This is a genomic window from Synechococcus sp. R6-10 (genome assembly GCF_047461815.1).
Taxonomy (GTDB): domain Bacteria; phylum Cyanobacteriota; class Cyanobacteriia; order Thermostichales; family Thermostichaceae; genus Thermostichus.
In genome coordinates, this window is record NZ_JANSHW010000625.1 from 1 (window position 1) to 1,139 (window position 1,139).

At 59.8% G+C, this 1,139-nt stretch carries 1 protein-coding gene; it reads left to right on the forward strand.

Translation table 11 applies throughout. The features are described from left to right. Positions 1 to 373 precede the first annotated feature (373 nt). On the forward strand, positions 374 to 1,139 hold a 766-nt coding region (locus NW837_RS14670; protein ID WP_414332308.1), incomplete at its 3' end, for a sigma-70 family RNA polymerase sigma factor.

The following is a 1,139-nucleotide window of genomic DNA, read 5'->3' on the forward strand; positions in this document are numbered from 1 at the left end:
CGCGAACTGCTCCGCCAGAAACTGGAGGCATACCTGCACGAGCCATGAGCGCCCACCAACGCCTACAAGTAGTGGATTTTCGGGCGGATTCCCCCCACATAGCCGCCCAACCCCTTGACAAATCGGCGTTTTCTTGTTATAATTTCAGGGGGCAACGCCGACGGGGGCGTCCACCCTGTGAAATTATACGCCGATAAAGCAGGAAAACCGCGCGTCGGGCTATAATTAAGACTCGGCGTCTCCTGCGGTGGAACTCACGGCAAGGGCGAATCGTATACCCTTGCAGGTAGGAACGCTATGTATGAAAACCAACGCGCGGGCGAGATTGTGAACCAGTTCACAAACGCGCCCGTCCATAGGAGGTGTTATCGAAGTGCCCGTATTGGATGAGGAGATGGAAATTTTGATGGATACGCAGGCAACGGCTCGTCTGAGCAAGACAGGGCGGGACTCGCTCTATGACGACCCGCTCGGACTGGAGATGGAGGCGCCCGAACTGGACGACCTCGAGGTGCTGGATGACGACTTCTCGTCGCTGAGCATCGGCGGTTTGGACCTGGGCGACGAGCTGGGCAGCGAAGAGGAAGTGGACTTCTGGGGCGGCGTCGGCGAGGAGACCCCGCACGAGGACGACAGCGTCGAAGTCGAACTCTGGATGCTCCAGAGCCGACGCTCGCAACTGCTCACGCCCGAAGAGGAGATCCGATTCTCGCAGCAGGTGCAAGAGGGGGAACGGCTCTACAAAATCCGCAAGCAGCTTGCCGACAAGCGCAAGGTAGACCCAGAGAGCATCAGCGAGGAAGACTGGGCGAAGGCGGCGAACCTGCCCGTCTGGGAACTCGCCGTGCGCATCCAAGAAGCCGAAGAGGCGAAGCGACGGCTGATTGAATCGAACCTGCGCTTGGTGGTCAGCATCGCCAAGCGGTACGCCTCGCGCGGCATCTCGCTCGCTGACCTGATTCAGGAAGGCAACCTCGGGCTGATTCGCGCCGTCGAGAAGTTCGACCCCGAACGCGGGTTCCGCTTCAGCACCTACGCCACCTGGTGGATTCGGCGCGCGATTGCCCGCGCGGTCATCAACAACAGCCGCACCATTCGAATCCCTGTGTATGTGGCGGAACTCATCAACAAGGTCATCA